The organism is Pseudomonas sp. EA_105y_Pfl2_R69, assembly GCF_963970915.1.
Lineage (GTDB): Bacteria > Pseudomonadota > Gammaproteobacteria > Pseudomonadales > Pseudomonadaceae > Aquipseudomonas.
The window spans coordinates 543480-558067 of record NZ_CAXAOO010000003.1 but is presented as its reverse complement, the minus strand read 5'-3'; the positions used below and the strand labels follow the sequence as shown (position 1 = coordinate 558067).

At 64.7% G+C, this 14588-nt stretch carries 13 protein-coding genes; 7 read left to right on the top strand and 6 right to left on the bottom strand.

The features are described from left to right. Positions 1 to 45 precede the first annotated feature (45 nt). Positions 46 to 471, bottom strand: a complete 426-nt coding sequence (locus tag AACY13_RS11925; RefSeq protein ID WP_339461730.1) for a potassium channel family protein — start codon at positions 469 to 471, stop codon at positions 46 to 48. A 186-nt stretch (positions 472 to 657) separates the two neighbouring features. Between AACY13_RS11925 and AACY13_RS11920 the strand changes: the two genes are divergently transcribed. After that, positions 658 to 1569 carry a haloalkane dehalogenase gene (locus tag AACY13_RS11920; RefSeq protein WP_339461729.1) on the top strand — a complete coding sequence of 304 codons (912 nt, stop codon included), beginning with the start codon at positions 658 to 660 and terminating at the stop codon, positions 1567 to 1569. 45 nt (positions 1570 to 1614) lie between these two features. On the opposite strand, the gene AACY13_RS11915 is transcribed toward AACY13_RS11920, so the two are convergent. Genes AACY13_RS11915 through AACY13_RS11905 form a run of 3 tightly spaced genes read right to left on the bottom strand, consistent with a single transcriptional unit; the run spans position 1615 to position 6679 of the window. Beyond that, positions 1615 to 5040: an AAA family ATPase gene (locus AACY13_RS11915; protein WP_339461728.1), complete on the bottom strand. Its 3426-nt coding sequence runs from the start codon at positions 5038 to 5040 to the stop codon at positions 1615 to 1617. Then, positions 5037 to 6257 carry an exonuclease subunit SbcD gene (sbcD, locus tag AACY13_RS11910; RefSeq protein WP_339461726.1) on the bottom strand — a complete coding sequence of 407 codons (1221 nt, stop codon included), beginning with the start codon at positions 6255 to 6257 and terminating at the stop codon, positions 5037 to 5039. Before sbcD ends, AACY13_RS11915 begins: the two co-directional genes overlap by 4 nt. A 2-nt stretch (positions 6258 to 6259) precedes the next feature. Further along, positions 6260 to 6679 (bottom strand): Lrp/AsnC family transcriptional regulator, encoded by a 420-nt coding sequence (locus AACY13_RS11905; protein WP_339461724.1) that lies wholly within the window; start codon positions 6677 to 6679, stop codon positions 6260 to 6262. A 128-nt stretch (positions 6680 to 6807) separates the two neighbouring features. On the opposite strand from AACY13_RS11905, the gene yjeH reads away from it, so the two are divergent. From yjeH to AACY13_RS11875, 6 genes are all read left to right on the top strand, one after another. Beyond that, positions 6808 to 8070, top strand: coding sequence for an L-methionine/branched-chain amino acid transporter (yjeH, locus tag AACY13_RS11900; protein WP_339461723.1), 1263 nt, complete (start codon positions 6808 to 6810; stop codon positions 8068 to 8070). Positions 8071 to 8197: 127 nt separating this feature from the next. Next, on the top strand, positions 8198 to 9541 hold the full coding sequence (locus AACY13_RS11895; protein ID WP_339461721.1) for a TAXI family TRAP transporter solute-binding subunit: 1344 nt from the start codon (positions 8198 to 8200) through the stop codon (positions 9539 to 9541). Positions 9542 to 9628: 87 nt separating this feature from the next. Next, on the top strand, positions 9629 to 10636 hold the full coding sequence (gene yejK, locus AACY13_RS11890; RefSeq protein WP_339461719.1) for a nucleoid-associated protein YejK: 1008 nt from the start codon (positions 9629 to 9631) through the stop codon (positions 10634 to 10636). Between the two features lie 243 nt (positions 10637 to 10879). Beyond that, the gene (locus tag AACY13_RS11885; protein WP_339461717.1) at positions 10880 to 11710 is read left to right on the top strand and encodes a polyphosphate kinase 2 family protein; all 831 of its coding nucleotides are present in this window, start codon (positions 10880 to 10882) and stop codon (positions 11708 to 11710) included. Continuing rightward, positions 11707 to 12024, top strand: coding sequence for a glutaredoxin family protein (locus AACY13_RS11880; RefSeq protein ID WP_339461715.1), 318 nt, complete (start codon positions 11707 to 11709; stop codon positions 12022 to 12024). The genes AACY13_RS11885 and AACY13_RS11880 overlap by 4 nt, the downstream gene beginning before the upstream one ends. A 79-nt stretch (positions 12025 to 12103) precedes the next feature. After that, the gene (locus AACY13_RS11875; protein ID WP_339461713.1) at positions 12104 to 13012 is read left to right on the top strand and encodes a DUF4344 domain-containing metallopeptidase; all 909 of its coding nucleotides are present in this window, start codon (positions 12104 to 12106) and stop codon (positions 13010 to 13012) included. Positions 13013 to 13275: 263 nt separating this feature from the next. Here the strand turns inward: AACY13_RS11875 and AACY13_RS11870 are convergent, their stop codons facing one another. Beyond that, the gene (locus AACY13_RS11870; RefSeq protein WP_339461712.1) at positions 13276 to 14211 is read right to left on the bottom strand and encodes a glutathione S-transferase family protein; all 936 of its coding nucleotides are present in this window, start codon (positions 14209 to 14211) and stop codon (positions 13276 to 13278) included. 65 nt (positions 14212 to 14276) lie between these two features. Next, complete coding sequence (locus tag AACY13_RS11865) at positions 14277 to 14573, bottom strand: GIY-YIG nuclease family protein (protein WP_339461823.1); 297 nt, start codon at positions 14571 to 14573, stop codon at positions 14277 to 14279. Positions 14574 to 14588 lie beyond the last annotated feature (15 nt).

The window sequence follows — 14588 nt, the reverse complement described above, 5'->3', positions numbered from 1 at the left end:
TCGGCGTTAACCAAGCGTTCGGCCGCTACGCCGGTCGGGACGGGCTTACCTGGCGTTCCAGTAGCGTTGCATTTCGACAAACAGAAAAGACGCGGTCCAGGTGATCAATACCAGGCCGGTAAGTGCCTCGATCCCGGTCAGGTAGCGCAAATCGCCGATCGGCTGGATATCGCCGAAGCCCAAAGTTGTAAAGGTGGTGAAGGAGAAATACACGCAGTCGAACAAGCCTCCGTCGGTATTGCCTTCAAGATGCCCCCAGCCTTCGGCGCGATCCATCAGGTAATAGGCGAAGGCGAATATCCAGACCTCGATGGCATGGGCGATCAACGCGCCGCCCACGCCGATGAGAATGCGCAGGCGATGCCTGACCTTCATGCGCGGCACCCACAGGCTCATCCTCAACAAAAATTCGTAGTGCAGCACCACCACGCATACGACGATCAGGCTGTTGACGGCGAATAAACTAATCACGGACTGTCTCGGTTAAGCGAAAGGTAACGACCTGCGCTAGCATACCCGACTGAGCGAGCCGAGCGGCCGGGCGGTTGCAGCGAACAGAACCTTGAATAATTGATCCCTATTCACAGGCGCAATGTGCTGTGCATTGGCCTGCGAAAAAGCCAGGCTGATCGTTTGGCCACCCAGAGGACGATCCCCATGGAGTTTTTGCGAACCCCCGACAGCCGCTTTGCCGACCTGCCCGGCTATGCGTTCAGCCCAAACTACCTGATGGTCGACGATAGCGAAGGCGGCCAATTGCGCGTGCATTATCTCGACGAAGGCCCCGCCGACGCCGACCCCGTATTGCTGATGCATGGCGAGCCGTCCTGGAGCTACCTGTACCGCAAGATGATCCCCATCCTGGTCGCCGCCGGGCACCGGGTGATCGCCCCCGACCTGGTCGGTTTCGGCCGTTCCGACAAACCGAGCCGCCGCCAGGACTACAGTTACCAGCGGCACGTCGACTGGATGCAGGCGCTGCTCGATCAATTGCAACTCGAGCGCATCACTCTGATCTGCCAGGACTGGGGCGGCTTGATCGGCCTGCGCCTGGTGGCGGAAAACCCCGGGCGTTTCGCCCGGGTGGTAGCGGCCAACACCATGCTGCCGACCGGCGACCATGCCCCCGGCGAGGCCTTCAGCAACTGGCAGAAATTCTCCCAGGAGGTGCCGGTATTCCCCGCCGGCGGGGTGCTCAAGGGCGGCACCGTCACGCCCCTGCCCCAGGCGGTGATCGACGCCTACGATGCGCCCTATCCGGACGAACGCTACAAGGAAGGCGCGCGCCAGTTCCCACTGCTGGTGCCGATCACCCCGGACGACCCCGCCAGCGAGAAGAACCGCGCCGCCTGGCAGGTGCTCGGCCAGTGGCAAAAACCCTTCCTCACCGCCTTCAGCGACTCGGACCCGATCACCGCCGGTGGCGACAAACTGATGCACAAGCTGATCCCCGGCACCCGCGGCCAGGCCCACACCACCATCGTCGGTGCTGGGCACTTCCTCCAGGAAGACCAGGGCGAACGGCTTGCCGAGGTGGTGGTGACGTTTATCGCCGCGACGCCGCTTTAGCAGGTCGACTCCGGTCAGGCGCGCCGCGGCCAGGCCGGATAGGCGCTATCGCTCTACCGCGAAGCGCCTGTCCAACCCGCTGTAGCCCATGCCCACGCCCTTGTGTACTTTCAGTTGCACCGGAATGCGCTCCTTCATCGCCTCGACGTGGCTGATCACGCCGATCATCTTGCCGCTGGCATTGAGGTTATCCAGGGCGTCCAGGGCCACTTCCAGGGTTTCGCCGTCGAGGGTACCGAAGCCTTCGTCGAGAAACAGCGAGTCGATGCTGGTCTTGTGGCTGACCAGATCGGACAGCGCCAGGGCCAGTGCCAGGCTGACCAGAAAGCTCTCGCCGCCGGAGAGGGTCTTGGTGTCGCGCGCCGCATCGGCCTGCCAGGTGTCGATCACCTCCAGTTCCAGCTCGCCGCTGCTGCGCCGCGCCAGCTGGTAGCGGCCATGCAGGCGTTCGAGCTGCTGGTTGGCCAGGTAGACCAGGTGATCGAGGGTCAGGCCCTGAGCGAACTTGCGGTACTTGGCCCCATCGGCCGAGCCGATCAGGCTGTTGAGCTGCTGCCACAGATCGTATTCGCCCTGCTTGGCGGCAATCGCTGCGAACAGGCTTTGCTGGCCGTGCCTGCGCGCGTCATCGCCCTGCAGCTGGGCGCGGATTTCCCCCTGGCGCTCGCTCAGGGCTTTTAATTGGGCATTAAGTGCCAGCAGTTGCTCATCCAGTTGCGCGAGATCGAGCAAAGTTGCCGAATTGGCCTGTAAGGCGGCCAGCTGCTGCGCGGCGGCACTGGCCAGGGCCTGGGCATCGCTCAAGGCCTTATCCAGACGCTGACGCAACTGCTGCAGCGCAGCGCGCTGAGCGTCATCCAGCAAGGCAGCCAGATAATCGGCTTCAGCATTAAAAGGGCTAACGGCCAGCGCCGCCGTCCACTGCTGCTCGGCCTGTTGCAGACGCGCGTGGTCACCCTGCAGACGGCTGGCCAACTCCTGGCGGCTACCGGCCAACTGCTGCTGACGGCGTTGCGCCTCTTCCAGTTGAACCTGTGCCTGCTGCAAGGCCGCCTGAGCATCGGCGGGCTTGGCCAAGGCCGGTTGGTCGGCTAAATCCAGCGCACTCCAGCGCTGCTGCCAGAGCGCCGCCTGCTGCACAGCAGCCTGCAGACCATGGTCCAGCTCGCTTAGCTGGCGCTGTAAATCCAGGCTTTGCTGCTGATTGTGCTGCCAGCGCTGCCACTCTGTTTGGCGCTCGGTGAGCCAGGCGCTGGCGTCGTCCGGCAGTTGATAACCGAACTCAGCCAGGGCTTGGCTTAGGCTAGAGGTGCGCTTATCGACCACCTGCAGCAGTTGCTGCAGACGCAATTGCCCTTGCTCACGCTGCTCCTGGCGCTGCTGCAGTTGCAGGTGGTTGAGTGCCTGCTGCTGCTCCAGCGCGCTGCACAGCTGCTGCAGATTTAGCCGCGCCTGCTGGTGCTGTTCAAGGAGGGTATTGAGCTGTTGCAACTGCTCGAGGCACTGCTCCAGCTGTTGCAGCTCAAGGCTTTGTTGCGCCTGCTGTTCAGCCAGAGTAACGGCATCGGCCAGCGGCTTTTCCAGCTGCGCGCTAAGCGCCTGCCAGCGTTCGTCCTGCTCGGCCTGGGTCTGCCGACCGCGCTCAAATTGCTGCTGTTGCTGCTCCAGACGCGCGGCTAGTTTTTCCAGCTCGCCGGCCAGTTGCCGGCCTTGTTCGGTCAGGGCCTCCAGCTCACTGCGCTTGCTGTTAAGCAGCGCCCTGGTCGCCGAAACATCCAGGGCCTGATAAGCGCTGATCGCCGGGTGCGACTCGGAGCCACACAACGGGCAGGCCTCGCCGGGTTGCAGCTGGGCGCGATGGGCTTCCAGGGCCTGGATGCGCTGTTCCTGCTCCAGCAGTTTTTCCTGGGCCTGCACCTGTTGCTGCAGGTCCTTGTAGCTCAGGCGCAACTGCGCCACCTCGGCACCCTTGGCTTGATGCTGCTCGCGCAAGCTGATCAGGGCGGTTGCCAGCTGGGTCTGCTCGACCGTCAGACGCTGCTGAGCCGTGGCCAATTCGCCCAGCTGAGTCAGCAGGCCGCCCTGGATATGCAGCTGCTGCCAGCGCTCACGCAAGGCCGCCTCGCTACGCCCGGCCAGCAGCCCATGCTGTTGCTGCTGCGCGGCGTCTTCCTGCTCGCGGGCCTGCTGCAGGCGAAGCTGTTCGCTGCCGAGCTGCTCAGCCTGCTGACCAAGCTGCGCCTGCAGTGCGGCGATGGTTTCTTGCAGTTGCTGCTGCCTCAGTTGCAGCTGGGCGATTTCCTCGGCCAGCTGCTGGCGCGCCTTTAGCTGCTCGCCCCAACTGCCGAGCTGTTCGCCCAGACGGCCATGCTGCGGCTGCGCGGCCAGTTGCTGTTGCAACCCCTGCAGGTGTTCGGCCAGTTGCTGACGCTGCGCCTGGCAATCGACAAGCAGCAGGGCGCTGAGTTCGCGGGCCTGCCAGCTGTGCTCGGCAATCGCCTGCTCAACCTGGCGCTGTTCCTCGGCATTCTGCTGTAGGCCTTGCTCGGTCTGCGTCAGGCTCTGGCGGGCCTGCTGCCAGTCATGGTGCAGCGGCTGCAAACGCAGGGCCGGCTCGCTGGCGGCCAGTTGCGCCAGCTGCGGCTGGGCTTGCTGTAAAGCCTGCTGCGCCGTCTGTTCGGCCTGCTGGCTGGCGTGCAACTGCACCTGGGCCTTATCCAGCTCCTCGCACCAGCGGCGCTGGCGCTGCACCTCGGCCTGTTGTGCGCTAAGCGTCGCTTCATCAATAGCCAGTTGCTCGGCCTGCGCCTGCAACTCGGTACGCTGCTCTTCGCTTAGCAACTCGACGCCGTCGGCCTTGGCGCGCAGCTGGTCGAGGGCGACCTTGACCTCGCGGCACTGCTCGAACACCCGCTGGGAAATCTGCCCGTAGATATCGGTGCCGGTCAGCTCTTCCAGCAGCTCGGCGCGCTGGTTGGCATTGGCTTCGAGAAAGGCGGCAAAACCGCCCTGGGCCAGCAGCATGGATTTGGTAAAGCGCTCGAAATCCAGCCCCGTCAGGCGCTCGGTTTCGCGCAGCTTTTCATTGATCTTGTCGGTGATGATCTGGCCATCGGCGGCGGCCAGCTCGACCTTGGGTGCCTGCAGCGCGCCGTCGGCCTTGTCGCGGGCGCGGCGCTGGCTCCAGAAGGCGCGATAACCCACGCCCTTGACCTCGAACTCGACCTCGGCCAGGCAGTCGGCGGTATGCCGACTCATCAGCTCGTTGGCGCTGGCCGACACCGTGCTCATGCGCGGCGTGCGGTGATACAGGGCCAGGCAGATGGCGTCGAGCAGCGTGGTCTTGCCCGCCCCGGTCGGCCCGGTAATGGCGAACAGGCCGTTGTCCTTGAACGGCTCGGCGGTGAAGTCGATCTTCCACTCGCCTTTTAGCGAATTAAGGTTTTTCAGGCGCAGGCTAAGGATCTTCATGCCTCGCCCTCGCGCAGCTCGCTTACCACCTGCCGATACAACCCCAGCAAGCACGCCTGTTCGGTGTCATCCAGACTTTCACTGCTTAGGCGTTGGGCGAACACGTCTTCCACGCTTAGTTCGTCCAGGGTTTCCCGGGCCTGGCCCTGCAGGCTGGCGCTGGCATTGCCGCGCTCGCGGCGGATACGCAGCACCTCCACCGGCAAGCCCTCGCACAGGGCGGCGATACGCAACTGCAGGTCGCTCAGGTAATCGTCGCTGCCGACCAGCACTTCCAGCCAGACCGGCTGCTCAGCGCTGCCCTGCTCTGCCGCTTGCTTGATCTGCACGTCCAGCTCTTTAAGCGAGCCGCGCAAGGACAGCAGCGGCTGAAAGCGCGGCACCGGCAGCGCGCTGATCTGGCGCACGCCGCTGCCATCGAGGTCCACCAGCAGCACCTCTTTCTGCTGCCTGGCTTCATCGAAGCTCAGGGCAATGGGCGAGCCGCAATAGCGGATGTGCTCCAGGCCGCCGACCTTCTGCGGCCGGTGGATATGCCCCAGGGCGATATAGGCCGCCGGCGGAAAGGCGCTGGTGGGAAAGGCCTCCAGGCTGCCGACATAGATCTCGCGCACCGAATCGCTGGCGCTGGCACCGACGGTGGTGAGATGGCCGGTGGCGATAATCGGCAGCTCGCCGCCCAGTTCGTCACGCTTCGCCTCGGCCAGGGCATAGAGCTGCTGGTAATGCTGGGCAATCGCCTGTTGCAGCGACTGCTGCTTGTCCTGAGCGCTCTGCCCGGCCTGGCTCTGCAGCACATCGCGGGGACGGATAAAGGGGATGCCGCAGAGCAGCGCCCCGGCCGATCCATCGCGCCGATGCAGCACCAGCAGCTGTTCATCCAGCGCCTCGCAGACCCCGGGAATCACCCGGGTACCCAGCTGCGCCAGCAGGGTCTTGCTTTCGCCGAGCATGGCCACCGAATCATGGTTGCCACCGAGCACCACCAGTTCGCAGCCGGTAGCGCGCAGTTCGACGATAAAGCGGTTGTACTGCTCGCGGGCATAGCTGGGCGGCGCGCCGGTGTCGAAGATATCGCCGGCGATCAGCACGGCATCGACGGCATGCGCGCGCACCTGCTCGATCAGCCAGGTGCAGAACGCCTGATGCTCGGCCTGGCGGGTCTTGCCCATAAAGTGCTGGCCAAGGTGCCAGTCGGAGCTGTGCAGAATGCGCATGCTTAGAACACCCAATCCTTGACCACCATATGGGTCTTCACTTTCTGCATACCGGGGAAGTTTTCGATCTCGCCGCGAATCTCGCTCAGGCGCTGCATCGACGCGGCCTCGATCACCACCAGCATATCGGTTTCGCCACTGATGCCGCTGCAGCGGCGCACCTCGGGGTATACGCGCATCAGCTCGACATAGTGCTCGCAACGCCCGCCCTGGTAGAACAGTTCCAGATAGGCCTTGATCGCCCCATCGCCCGGCACTGCCACCCGGGCGTGATAGCCGCCGATCACCCCGCTGTGTTCCAGCTGACGAATCCGCTCGCTGACCGCCGAGCGCGACAGGTTGACCTCGCGGGCGATCTGGCTGACGGGTAAGCGCGCATCGGCGCGCAACAGGGCGAGTATCTGCTGGTCGAACTTGTCCACGCGGGGCTCTCGAAAAAGGCAAATTGACGGGCAATTGCGCCAGTTCGTCGGTCAAAGCCGACGCTTCGCCAGCAGCCTGCAACAGCTGGGCGATTTAACATGGCGAACGAAACCGCAGAGCATACAACATGAGCCGTCTGAACCAGGAATTGGGCCTGCTGCAAGGGATTGGCCTGCTGAGTACCTCGCTGCTGGGCACCGGGATTTTCGTGATCCCGGCGCTGGCCGCCACCGCGGCCGGCGAGGCCTCGTTGTGGGCCTGGATGCTGCTGATCGCCCTGGTGCTGCCGGTGGCCTTTACCTTTGCCCAGCTGGGCCGCCACTTCCCCCATGCCGGCGGCGCGCCGCACCTGATCGGCCGTGCCTTCGGGGCACGCATGGAGCGCCTCAGCGCCCTGCTATTTCTCGCCGTGCTGCCGGTGGGTTTGCCGGCGGCGCTGAATATCGCCAGCGGCTTCTGGCAGGCGCTGTTCGATCTCAGCCGCGGCCAGGCCCTGGCCATTCAGCTGGGTACGCTCGTCGCCATGCTGCTACTCGGCCAGCGCCCGGCCAAGGCCAGCGGGATGATTCAGGGCGCGATCGCCGTGGCGATCATCGCCACCATCGCGCTGATCTGGTGGGTCGGCGAGCTGCCCGTCGGCAGCCAGCCGCTGCTGCCGCCCATCCAGGGCTCCTGGCATCTGCTGCCGGCGGCGCTGGGGGTGATGTTCTGGTGCTTTGTCGGCATCGAGGCCTTTACCCATATGGGCGAGGAGTTCAAGAACCCCGAGCGCGACTTCCCCCTGGCCCTGCTGTTTGGCGTGCTGCTGGCCGGCCTGGTGTACTGGGCCTGCTCGGTGGCGGTGCTGAGCTTTCAGGCCTACGGCGATGTGACCAGCGATGCCGCGTCCCTGCCGCGTATGCTCGACCTGCTGCTGGGCGAGAAGGCGCGCTGGATTGCCGCCACTGTGGGCTACCTGGCCTGCTTCGCCTCGATGAACGTCTATATGCAGGGCTTCGCCCGACTGATCTGGAGCCTGGCCGACGAGGGTAAACTGCCAAGCAGCCTGGCTCAACGCAACCAGCACGGCGTACCGGCCCGCGCCCTGCTGCTGGTGATAATCGCCTGCGCCCTGTGCACCGGCCTGGCCAGCGTGCTCGACCTGACCGTGGACGACCTGATCCGCTACGCCAACGGCAACTTCGTGGTCATCTACCTGCTCAGCATGGCCGCAGGCTGGGTGCTGCTGCGTGGCGTCTGGCGCTGGCTGGCCGCCTTCAGCGCGCTGCTGTGCACCCTGGTGCTGCTGATGCTCGGCATGGATGCCTGGTATGCCCTGGGTTTGCTGGTGCTACTGAGCGGCCTCGACTATCTGCGCAGCCCGCGCAAACAGCCGCTAGCAGGCCACTGAGCAACCTAGGCGAGGCCGGTTGCAATGCCGTATTGCCGACGCGGATCGTGTTTCAGCGGCCTGCTAAAGGTGACCTGAGGCCGCACATCCTTCTATCCTTGCTCTGAATAACGAGAAAGGATGCCCCATGCCCCGCGTACTCAATGACCTGAAAATCATGCTGCTGGCCAATCTGTGGATAGTGCCGGTGGTGGCCGCCCTGGTCGGCGCGGTTTTCTACTTCGTCGCCCCGCCACCGCCGATGAGCGCGGTCATGGCCACCGGTACAGAGAGCGGGGCTTACCGCCTGTTCGCCGAACGCCTGCGCGAAGAACTGGCCAAGCAAGGCTTCGAGCTGGAGCTGGTACCGAGCAAGGGCTCGCGGGATAACCTGGAACAGCTGCTGGCCGCGGGCGGCCCGGTCGAAATCGCCCTGGTGCAAAGCGGTATGGAGAGCCAGTTAGTCCAGGCCGACCGTGAGCGCCTGCAAAGCCTGGGGGCGGTCTACCAGGAGCCCTTGTGGCTGTTCTACCGCGCCGAGCTCAGCCTGGACCGCATCGCCGATCTGCTGCCCCTGCGCCTGGCACTCGGCAGCGCCGGTGGCGGCACCCAGGCGGCCACCGCGGCCATTCTCGGGGCCAATGCGATCGACCCCGAACACTACCCCCTCAACTGGCAAGCCAGCGGTGGCAGCAAAGCCGTGGCCGCCCTGATGGCCGGCGAACTGGACGCTGCCTTCTTCGTCGGCCCGGCGGAGAGTGCTCAGGTGCAGCAGCTGGCTGCCAACCCCGCGCTGCGCCTGGCGAACTTCCGCCGCGCGGCCGCCTATGAGGCACGCCTGCCGTTCTTCAATCGCCTCACGGTGGGCGAAGGCCTGCTCAACCTGGCGCAGAACAGCCCGCCCCGGGACACCCAGATCCTCTCCCCGGTCGCCACCCTGGTGATCAACCAGAACTTCCATCCGGGCCTGGTGCCGCTGTTTCTCGATGCCAGCCGCGAAGTGATGAAGAACGGCACCCTGCTCGACAAGGCCGGGGCCTTTCCCAGCGCCGAGCCCTTGACCTTCGAGCTGTCCGGCGATGCCGAGCATTACTACAAGAACGGCCTGCCGCTGCTGCAGCGCTACCTGCCGTTTCGCATCGCCTCCCTGGCCGATCGCTACATCATCCTGCTGATCCCCCTGCTGGTGGTGCTGATTCCGCTGCTCAAGGCAGTTGGCCCACTGTATCGCTGGCGCATTCGTGCGCGCATCTACCGCTGGTACAAGCACCTGCGCGAAGTTGACCGGCAATTGGATGCCGGCACCCTGCCCGAGCGCCTGGACGCCGAAGTGGAACGCCTGGAGCAGCTGGAAGACGAGCTGGCCAAGGTCGATGTGCCACTGTCCTACTCCAACGAGCTGTACGAACTGCATGTACACCTGCGCTATGTGATCGAGCGTCTGCATACCCTGCAACAGCGCCGGACGCCCCCGGGCCAGCCAGTCAGGTAAACTGCGCGCCACTCCCTGGCCGTTGCCCCGCCGAAGCGGCGGCGCAACGCCCCTGTTCACCGCTCACGCTATTTGAAGAGAACCTGCATGCCGATCCGCCACTGCATCGTCCACCTGATCGACAAGAAGCCCGATGGCACGCCCGCCGTGCTGCATGCCCGGGACACCGAGCTGGGCGCGTCCCAGGCCATCGAGAACATGCTCGCCGACCTCAACGAGAGCTATAACGCCAAGCAAGGCAAGGCCTGGGGCTTTTTCCACGCCGAGTCCGGGGCCTACCCGTTCAGCGGCTGGTTGAAGCACTATCTCGACGGCGGTCAGGATTTCGCCGCCTTCAGCCGTCAGGCAGTCGAGCAATTGCAGAAGCTGATGGAGGAATCCAACCTGTCCACCGGCGGCCATGTGCTGTTCGCCCACTACCAGCAGGGCATGACCGACTACCTGGCCATCGCCCTGTTGCACCACAGCGAAGGCGTGGCGGTCAACGAGGCGCTGGACGTGACCCCGGCCAAGCACCTCGACCTGGGCCAACTGCACCTGGCGGCGCGGATCAATATTTCCGAGTGGCAGAACAATGCCCACTCCAAGCAGTACATCTCCTTTATCAAGGGCAAGAACGGCAAGAAGGTCTCGGAGTATTTCCGCGACTTTATCGGCTGCCAGGAAGGCGTCGACGGCCCGGGCGAGACCCGCACCCTGCTCAAGGCCTTCAGCGACTTCGTCGAAAGCGAAGACCTGCCGGAAGAGCAGGCCCGCGAGAAGACCAAGACCCTGGTTGGCTATGCCAGCAGCCAGGCCAAGATGGGCGAGCCCATGACCCTGACCGAACTCTCGGGGCTGATCGACGAAGAGCGGCCCAAGGCCTTCTACGACCATATCCGCAACAAGGACTACGGCCTGTCGCCGGAGATCCCGGCGGACAAACGCACCCTCAGCCAGTTCCAGCGCTTTACCGGGCGCGCCGAAGGCCTGTCGATCAGCTTCGAGGCGCACCTGCTGGGTTCGAAGATCGAGTACGACGAAGGCAGCGACACCCTGGTGATCCGTAACCTGCCGACCCAGCTCACCGATCAACTCAAGCGCCGCAAGAACTAACAGGCCGCTTAAAAACTACCTACGTTGCCCCTCTCAATAAAAGAAAGGGGCGTTAAAAACAGGCTCAACAAGCCGCATGCGGCTAACGCGCTTTAGCGCGACCCGGAGGGCGAGTGAAACGAGTAATGCTCATTTACACCAGTAAACTCCGCTTTTTCGCCGCTTTGACCAGCCGGAGGCTGTTACTACGTAGCGCCTTGCCTCGGCTGCCTCGCCTACGTTTTTAAACGGTCTGTCACATCTATGACTCGCCTGCCCGACAGCCTGCTGGACGCCTGCCTGTGCGACCCGGCGGCCCCTTTCGGGCAGGACCCGGCGCGGGATTTCGGTCTGGATAAGTGCAGCGCCCAGCAGGCCATGGCCGAACTGCGGCCCTGGCTCAATCGCCAGCAACGCATGCTCTGGGCCAACCGCCGCGACGCCCTGCTGCTGATCCTGCAAGGCACCGACTGCTCGGGCAAGGACGGCGTCATTCGCCGGGTGATCAGCAGCTTCGACCCGCAAGGGCTGCGCATCCACGGCTTTGTGCAACCCGACGCCTGCGAGCAGCGCCATGATTTCCTCTGGCGCTACCAGCGCCACCTGCCCGCCCCCGGCCTGCTCGGGGTGTTCAACCGCAGCTATTACGAAGGCCTGATCAGCGACCCGCTGGACGGCCTGTGCCGCGACGCCGAGCTGCCCGCGCGCCGCCAGGCCATCCTGGCCTTCGAAGCGCGGCTGCCCACCCTGCATATCCGCCCGCTGAAATGCTTTTTGCAGATCTCCCGCGACGAGCAGCAACGACGCCTGCGCGAGCGCCTGCAACACCCGCACAAGCGCTGGAAGCTGCATGCCAACGATTTGCAGAGCTACCGTGAATACGACCTGCGCCAGCAGCGCTGGGCCGAACAGCTAAGTGCCAGCCACAGCCCGGCAGCGCCCTGGTATGTGATCCCGGCGGATCATCGCTGGCTGCGCGACTGGCTGGTGGCGAGCCTGCTGGCCCGCGAACTGCAACGCCTGCAACTGGACTGGCCGGATAGCCCGCCACCCTTTAGTCTCGACGATCTGGATCAGGCCAAGGAGTGCCCATGAAAAAGATCATCCTGTTGCTCGCCTGTCTGGCGCTCTATCAGCACTGGGACAAACTGCAGAACTGGCTGCAACCGGCGCAGGCCAGTCAGCCGGGCGAGGTGGTGCTGTACGCCACCCAGTGGTGCGGTTACTGCGCCAAAACGCGCGAGCTGCTGGCGGCCGACCGGGTGGCCTACCGCGAAGTCGATATCGAAAAGGATGCCGCCGGCCAGGCGCGCTTCAAGGCCTTGGGCGGGCGCGGCGTGCCCCTGCTGAATATCAGGGGCACTATCATTCACGGCTACAACCCGCAGGCCATGCGCGCCGCTTACTGAATCGCGGGCCCGCGCGCGCATGCAGTGACGACTGGACTAGAGTCATAGAGTAGGTTGCCCCAGCCGCCAGGAGCCGACAATGGCTTCCCTTCGCAGCCCGTCCTGCCCGCTTCCCTGCGCCCGCCCCGGGCGTGCACGTGTGGCGCTGTGCCTGGTCCTGCTGGCCGCCACGCTGGCCATGGCCACGGAGCAGCCGCCGCCGCAAGCGCTGCGCAGCGATAGCGGACGCTTCGTGGCGGCCAATGCCGAGTTCACCCTGCTGCACGAGATGGGTCATCTGCTGATCGCCGAGCTGGATCTGCCGGTGCTCGGCCGCGAGGAGGATGCCGCCGATCAGCTTGGTTTTATCAGCCTGTTCCTCTCCTACGGCCGCCAACGCGATGCCGATTTCTATGCCAAGTTGCTGGATATCGCCGACTACTGGCGACTGGAATGGCAACGGATCAAGCCGGCGGAGGAAGAGGTGTATGCCTGGGCCAGCCATGGTCTCGACGCCCAGCGGTTCTACAACCTGGCCTGCCTGATCTACGGCAGCGACCCGGACCAACTGGAGTGGGTTCCCAAGGTCACCGGGCTGCCGGTGGAGCGCGCGCTCTACTGCGACCAGGAATATGCCCAGGTGCGCAAGGCACTGGCCTGGGTCGAGCAGCAGCACGGCCGTACAGCGAACGAGCCGATCCGCCATCGCATCCAGGTGATCTACGAGCCGCTCAGCCAGTACCTGGAAGATAGCCAGCACCTGCTCGCGCAGATCCGCCGCTCGGGCGAAGTGGAGGCCATCGCCGCCCGCGCCAGCGAAGCCTACCGCCTGCCCCGCGATCTGGTGCTGCGCCTGAGCAATTGCGGCGCAGCGGACGCCTGGTACAGCCGTACCGGCGGCGAGCTGGTGCTGTGCTACGAGCGCCTGACCTACTTCCATGCGCTCGCCGCACAACTGCCACGCCTACGCCAGACCCCGGCTCCGGCGCTATGCCAGGCCTGCCGCTAGGGTCTGTTGCCGTTTCGTTCGCGGCCGCGCCGGAGCCTGTTTTAGCGCGGGGCAAGGCACGAGACACGAAGTTTGGTTGTTCCAAATGAGTGTCGAGAAACGCAGTATCGCGCTAAAACAGGCCCGGCCCTGCGGGTTGCGCGCAAAATCTCGCCATGCGGTGTTGGAGGACTTGGCAAGGGAACAACCATTACCTGCGTCCTCCGCCTAGCCTGGCGAGATTTTTCGCAGCAACGCGGCTCGCGACGAAACGGCAACAAACCCTATCGCGCCTCGAGGCGAAAGCCGATGCGCGGGAAGTGCACATGCAGGGTGCCGGCGCGGGGGTCTTCGCGGCGCAGGATCAGTTCTTCAGTGCCACTGAACACCAGCTCCCCTGCCACCGCGTCGACACCGTAATCGATGGCGGAAATCGCCACCTGCTGACCGACGGCAAAGCCATTGGGGTCGACCAGGGCCTGCTCCGGCAGGGCCGCCGGGCTGGCGTCACGGGCGATGGCGACGGCCTCATCGCCGCTCATCTCGCTGAACGAACCATGGCCGAAATCCAGCACCCGGGCCAGCCAGGTGGCCACCGCCGGATAGTCATCGACCAGCGCTGCGGTCACCGGCGTGCCGCGCAGGAACCACAGCGGATGGGCCATGGCGATGTCGGCCAGCGACGGTTCGCCGAACAGGAAGTCCCCCGCCTCGCGCTCAAGCTGCTGCTGCAGCCGCGCCATCAGGGTCGGCCACTGATGCTTGGCCACGTCCAACGGAATACGGCTGGCCAGGCCGCCGCTGAACAGCGTCGAGCGGTCGGCGATAAAGGTCTTGAGAAACTCCGGCGGCAGCTTGCCGAAGCGTGCGGCAATCGACTCCGGCTGGAACACCAGGCTCACCGCATGCAGGAAAACCTGGGTATCGGCCCACTGGGCGAAGCTGGCAACATTGAATTCCTGACCTTCCGGAAACAGCGCCGGGGTGGATTTTTCCGCTTCCAGGCGGCGGGCAATCAGTGCGGTATCGCAATAGATGTCGGCCCCCACCTGCAACACCGGGGTCTTGCGGTAGCCGCCGGTCAGGGCAGTCAGGTCCGGCTTGGGCATGATCGGCGGGATCATCACCGAGCGCCACGACAGCTGCTTGAAGCCCAGCATCAGGCGGGCCTTTTCGGCGAAGGGTGAAGTCGGGTAATGGTGCAGGATCAACTCATGCATAACGGGCTCCGCCACTGTAGGTAAGCCCGCAGCTTAACCCTGCCAGCCCCGGCCAGCCTACCCGCTTAGCCTGATAGGCTGTCATCAGCCACGCCGATAACGACGGCCGCCACCAGCGCTTCCTTGGCGGCCTTGGCCAGCGCCTTGATCGCCCGCTCGCGGCGCAGGGCATCGCCCTTGCTGGCGCAGGCCTCGGTGTAGACCAGAGCCTGAGCCGGGCTGGAATGGAAGAAACGCGCGCCCTTGCCGCTCTGGTGCTTGGTAAAGCGCTTGTGCGGGTCGTCGCTGATGCCGCAGTACAGCGCGCCATTGGCCGCCCGCACCAGGTAGACAAACCAGGGTTTGGGCAGAGCGGCGCTCAGATCAGGGGACGAATC